7 protein-coding genes are annotated in these 4,983 nt (G+C 63.2%); 5 read left to right on the forward strand and 2 right to left on the reverse strand.

The window, feature by feature from the left end; all coding sequences use genetic code 11:
• Positions 1-32 precede the first annotated feature (32 nt).
• A complete protein-coding gene (gene gatC / locus ABYW26_RS10315) occupies positions 33-320 on the reverse strand; it encodes an Asp-tRNA(Asn)/Glu-tRNA(Gln) amidotransferase subunit GatC (RefSeq protein WP_372604757.1) in 288 nt (95 codons plus the stop codon).
• Between the two features lie 143 nt (positions 321-463).
• Between gatC and ABYW26_RS10320 the strand changes: the two genes are divergently transcribed.
• Positions 464-1,156, forward strand: a complete 693-nt coding sequence (locus tag ABYW26_RS10320) for a metal-dependent hydrolase (protein ID WP_372604759.1) — start codon at positions 464-466, stop codon at positions 1,154-1,156.
• 161 nt (positions 1,157-1,317) lie between these two features.
• On the opposite strand, the gene ABYW26_RS10325 is transcribed toward ABYW26_RS10320, so the two are convergent.
• Positions 1,318-1,770, reverse strand: coding sequence for a nucleoside deaminase (locus tag ABYW26_RS10325; RefSeq protein WP_372604760.1), 453 nt, complete (start codon positions 1,768-1,770; stop codon positions 1,318-1,320).
• A 75-nt stretch (positions 1,771-1,845) separates the two neighbouring features.
• Between ABYW26_RS10325 and ABYW26_RS10330 the strand changes: the two genes are divergently transcribed.
• The 4 genes from ABYW26_RS10330 to ABYW26_RS10345 form a co-directional block, all read left to right on the forward strand.
• Positions 1,846-2,646: a pseudouridine synthase gene (locus tag ABYW26_RS10330; RefSeq protein WP_372604761.1), complete on the forward strand. Its 801-nt coding sequence runs from the start codon at positions 1,846-1,848 to the stop codon at positions 2,644-2,646.
• 100 nt (positions 2,647-2,746) lie between these two features.
• The gene (locus ABYW26_RS10335) at positions 2,747-3,568 is read left to right on the forward strand and encodes a TerC family protein (RefSeq protein WP_372604762.1); all 822 of its coding nucleotides are present in this window, start codon (positions 2,747-2,749) and stop codon (positions 3,566-3,568) included.
• 146 nt (positions 3,569-3,714) lie between these two features.
• Positions 3,715-4,614 (forward strand): 5-bromo-4-chloroindolyl phosphate hydrolysis family protein, encoded by a 900-nt coding sequence (locus tag ABYW26_RS10340; protein WP_372604763.1) that lies wholly within the window; start codon positions 3,715-3,717, stop codon positions 4,612-4,614.
• 2 nt (positions 4,615-4,616) lie between these two features.
• A partial coding sequence (locus tag ABYW26_RS10345) for a toxic anion resistance protein (RefSeq protein ID WP_372604764.1) occupies positions 4,617-4,983 on the forward strand: 367 nt, incomplete at its 3' end.

The raw sequence follows: 4,983 nt of genomic DNA on the forward strand, positions 1-4,983 counted from the left end.
CCCGGCAATGGTCAGTTTCGACAGATCAGACATTATTCCACCACCTTCGGAACCGCAAAAAAGCCCTCGCGCGCGTCGGGCGCGTTCGACAGGATCTTGTCCTGCATATTGCCATCGGTCACCACATCGACGCGCCGCTTCAGGCGCATCGGCGTGACGCTGGTCATCGGCTCGATGCCTTCGACATCCACCTCGTTCAACTGCTCCATGAAGTCGAGGATGTTCGACAGCTCGCCCGCCAGCGCCGGCAGGTCTTTTTCGTCTACGGCAATGCGCGCCAGATGGGCCACGCGCCGGGCGGTATCGATGTCGATGGACATGTTTCATGCTCCGTCAAAGAGGTCGGCACGGGTTTATCGCCGCGCGGGGCGGGCTGCAAGGGTTGGGCGGCCGCGACGCAAACATTGGGTGACAGCGCGGCCGCTGCTGCTACGATGACGGGCAAAACCGAACGGAGGTTCCCATGAAACTGACTTGGCTTGGCCATTCCGGCTTTCGGATCGAGATCGGCGATCAGGTGCTGCTGCTTGACCCGTGGATGACCGGCAACCCGATGTTCCCGCCCGAGCGCCGTGCCGACGCCATCGCCGGCGCCACCCATATCCTGCTGACCCACGGCCACGGCGACCACTCGTCCGACACGCTGGGCCTTGCCCGCGAACTGGCGATCCCGGTGGTCGGCATCTATGACCTGATGAGCTTTTGGGCCGAAAAAGAGGGCATCCAGACCATCGGCTTCAACAAGGGCGGCACGGTGCGGCTGGGAAATGTCGAGGTGACGCTGGTGCATGCAGTGCATTCCTCGTCGGTCGCCGGCGAAAACGGCCCGATCTATACCGGCTCCGAAGCCGGGTTCATGATCTCGCATCAGGGGCGCACGATCTATGCCAGCGGCGATACCGACGTGATGGCGGATATGAAGATCTTCAACGACCTGCACGCGCCTGAAATCGGCATCCTGTGCGCCGGCGGCTATTTCACAATGGACATGCGCCGCGCGGCCTATGCGGCGAACACGTTCTTCGATTTCAAAACCGTGATCCCCTGCCACTACCGCACGTTCCCGATTCTGGAGCAATCGGCGGCGGTGCTGAAGGATTCTCTGCCGGGGGTCGATGTGATCGAACCCGAGGTGCTGGTCCCGATCGCGCTGTAAAAGGGGCGCCGCCCCTCTTGGCCTACGGCCAATTCACCCCGGGATATTTGGACGAAAAAGAAGCCCCGGTGTTTCTTCTTCGTGAAAATATCCCCGCCGGAGGCAGCCTGACGCGCCGCAGGCGCGGAGGACCAGACCTGCGCGCCTTGGGCGCGCGCAACTTAGCGGCGGGCGGCGAAAAAGGTTTTCAGCAATGTCTCGGCCTCATGCGCCGCCAGCCCGTCATAGACTTCGGGCACATGGTGGCTTTGCGGATGGGTAAACACGCGCGGGCCGTGGGCGACGCCGCCGGATTTCGGGTCGGCGGCGCCGTAATAAAGCCGCGCGATGCGGGTCTGGCTGATGGCCGAGGCGCACATCGGGCAGGGTTCCAGCGTCACGTAAAGATCGCAGCCCACCAGCCGTTCCGATCCCATTGCCGTGCAGGCTGCGCGGATGGCCAGGATCTCGGCATGGGCGGTGGGGTCGTTCAATTCGCGGGTGCGGTTGCCGGCGCGGGCCAGTTCGGCGCCGTCCGGTCCCACCACCACAGCGCCCACCGGCACCTCGCCTCGGGCGGCGGCGGCGCGGGCTTCGGACAAGGCGGTGTCCATATGGCTGGTAAAGCGGCTCATGGCCTGTTCTTGCCCCCTGCCCGCCCAACGCGCAAGGCGCTTTCGCTTGGCTGCGCAAGCGCGTAAAGGAGGCGTATGAGCACAGAGACCCCCAAAGGCGACCGTATCGCCAAAGTTCTGGCCCGCGCCGGTGTTGCAAGCCGCCGCGAAGCCGAACGCATGATCGAAGCCGGACGCGTCAGCGTCAACGGCAAGGTGATCGACAGCCCGGCGCTGAACGTCACGCCGCGCGACAAGATCGCCGTGGACGGCACACCCATGGCCGCCGCCGAGCCGCCGCGCCTGTGGCTGTATCATAAGCCCCTTGGCCTTGTGACCACGGCCCGCGATGAAAAGGGCCGCGATACGGTATTCGACAAGCTGCCCGAGGATATGCCGCGGGTGATGTCGGTCGGACGGCTGGATATCAATTCGGAAGGTCTGTTGCTGCTGACCAATGACGGCGAGATCAAGCGCCGGCTTGAACTGCCCTCGACCGGGTGGCTGCGAAAATATCGGGTGCGCGTCAAAGGCACGCCCGACGAGGCCATGCTAGAGCCGCTGCGCCGGGGCGTGGTTCTGGACGGGGAAAAGTTTCAGCCGATGGAGGTCACTCTGGACCGCCAGCAGGGCGCGAATGCCTGGCTGACGATCGGCATCCGCGAGGGCCGCAACCGCGAGATTCGCCGCGCCATGGAAAGCGTCGGTCTGGTGGTGAACCGGCTGTTGCGCATCTCTTACGGGCCGTTCCGCCTGAACGATCTCAAGGCCGGTCAGGTCGAGGAAATCAAAGGCCGGGTGCTGCGCGAGCAGTTGGGTCTGGACAAGGAATTCAAGCCCACGACCGTGAGCAAGCCCAAGGTCGTCCGCGCCCCCCGCGACAAGCGCCGCAAATAGACCCCTGCCGCCAGCGGGGAAAAGCCAAGGTTTCGGCACCTTGTCCCCTGCGCCGCGCTATGTCTTTGTGGGTCGAAACGGATTCACAAGGGGCAGCACGATGGCCGAGCTTTTGACAATCGAGAATCTGGGAAACCTGCTGATGCTGTGTTTCCTGCAAGCGGTTCTGGGTTTCGATAACCTTTTGTATATCAGCATCGAAAGCCAGCGCGCGCCGCTGGCCCAGCAAAAGGCGGTGCGGTTCTGGGGTATCCTCATCGCGGTCGCGCTGCGGGTGATCCTGTTGTTCGTGATGATCCGGCTGATCGCATCCCTGTCCGAGCCGTTCTTTGTGATGAACTGGACCGGGGTGCTGGAAGGCGGGGTGAATTTCTCGACCTTGGTGTTCCTGCTGGGCGGGGCGTTCATCATCTATACGGCGGTCAAGGAAATCTCGCATATGTTGTCGGTTCAGCATCTGGACCACGATGTCGAGGGCAAGGCGGGCAAGTCCGGCCTGCGGGTCGTGGCCCTGATCGTGGTGATGAACATGATCTTCAGCTTCGATTCCATCCTGTCGGCGCTGGCCATCACCGATGTGTTCCCGGTGCTGGCAACGGCGATCGTGATTTCGGGGCTGGCGATGGTGTTGCTGGCGGATGGCGTCACCGCCTTTATCCAGAAAAACCGCATGTACGAGGTTCTGGGCCTGTTCATCCTGCTGATCGTCGGCGTGGTGCTGCTGGGCGAGGCCGGTCCTGCCGCCGCCCATGCAATGCACAATGACGCGCTGCAATTGCAATTCTTCGGGCACCCGCTGATCCCGATGTCGAAAACCACCTTCTATTTTGCGGTTCTGGTGCTGTTCGCGGTGGAATTCCTGCAAACCGGCTATGGCCGCAAGCTTGAGGCCGAGCGCCGCTCGGGACAGACGCAACGCTAGGCTGCGCTTTCATGGGGCTGTGACAGTCGCTATATAGATCAGGTGGCAAGTTTGGGGTGTGTGATGACTGAGACCGGGCTGCAAAAGCTGGCGTTATTCCTGCTACTGGCGCTGATCATGTATGTCGCCGTCACGGGGGGCGCATAATGGCCCAGCGTTACGGCGGAGATTTCAGCCCCAAATCCGGCGCCCCGAAACCGGCTTCGGCCCCGGCGGCGCATCCCTATCACGGCAAGACCCGGACCCGCGCTGGCGGGCGGGTGAATTTCCTGTTTCTGGCCCCCTTCCCGCTCTTGATCACCGCCTTCATGTCGGACCCGGTGGGACTGGCGACCGATCTGGCGGCCTTTGGCCTGCTGGTGCTGGCGGCATGGCTGACCCGCGAGGGGCTAAAGGCCGAGGACGCCTATCACGCCCGCAAGATCGCCCGTCGCCCGGCGATTCCGCGCAAGATCTTCGGCTCGGTCCTGACCGGCGCCGGTCTGTTCGTGGCCGGGATCACCCCCGGTGGCAGCCTGATCGTGCCGGTGATCTTTGGCGTGCTTGGGCTGGTGCTGCATGGCTTTGCCTTCGGGCTGGACCCGTTGACCGACAAGGGCATGGAAGGCATCGACGCCTTTCAGCAAGATCGGGTCGCCCGCGCCGTAACCGAGGCAGAAAAGCACCTGAGCGCGATGCGCGACGCCATTCTGCGCGCTGGCGACCGCAACCTGCTGGCGCGGGTCGAGGCATTTCAGACCACCGCCCGCGATATGTTCCGCACCGTCGAGGACGACCCGCGCGACCTGACCGCCGCCCGCAAGTTTCTGGTGGTCTATCTGATGGGCGCCCGCGACGCGACGGTGAAATTCGCCGACATTTACGCCCGCAGCCGCGATGCCCAAGCCCGCGCTGATTACGAGGCGCTGCTGACCGACCTTGAGCAGAATTTCGCCGCTCGCACCCGCGAAATGCTGCTGGATGACAAATCCGATCTGGATGTTGAGATTGAACTGCTGCGTGAAAGATTGCAGCGTGAGGGCCTGCGCCCCGACAGTGGAGAGTAAACATGTCCGATACCATCCGTGAACAAGCCGCCAAGGCGCTGAGCGAAGTCGAACAGGTCACCGCGGTGATCCTGCCCGAACCGGTTGGCGAGGTCGTGCCGCTTGAGTCCGCCGACGCCCCGGTCGCTGCCGAAATCCGCAAGCGCATTGATGAAATCGACATGGGCGATACCACCTCGATCATCGAATTCGGCTCCTCCGCGCAGGCCGAGCTGCAACAGATCAGCCAATCGATGCTGGCCGATGTGCGTAACAAGGATGTCGGTCCGGCGGGCGACAGCCTGCGCAATATCGTCACCACGATCCGCGGGTTCTCGATCTCGGAACTGGACGTGCGCCGCGAACGCAGCTGGTGGGAGAAACTGACCG

Origin of the sequence: Actibacterium sp. (assembly GCF_041584535.1) — a bacterium.
GTDB lineage: Bacteria > Pseudomonadota > Alphaproteobacteria > Rhodobacterales > Rhodobacteraceae > Actibacterium_D.

Coding starts and splice junctions, on each gene's coding strand:
- gatC (WP_372604757.1), bottom strand. CDS start 320: ATGTCCATCGACATCGATACCGCCCGGCGCGTGGCCCATCTGGCGCGC.
- ABYW26_RS10320 (WP_372604759.1), top strand. CDS start 464: ATGAAACTGACTTGGCTTGGCCATTCCGGCTTTCGGATCGAGATCGGC.
- ABYW26_RS10325 (WP_372604760.1), bottom strand. CDS start 1,770: ATGAGCCGCTTTACCAGCCATATGGACACCGCCTTGTCCGAAGCCCGC.
- ABYW26_RS10330 (WP_372604761.1), top strand. CDS start 1,846: ATGAGCACAGAGACCCCCAAAGGCGACCGTATCGCCAAAGTTCTGGCC.
- ABYW26_RS10335 (WP_372604762.1), top strand. CDS start 2,747: ATGGCCGAGCTTTTGACAATCGAGAATCTGGGAAACCTGCTGATGCTG.
- ABYW26_RS10340 (WP_372604763.1), top strand. CDS start 3,715: ATGGCCCAGCGTTACGGCGGAGATTTCAGCCCCAAATCCGGCGCCCCG.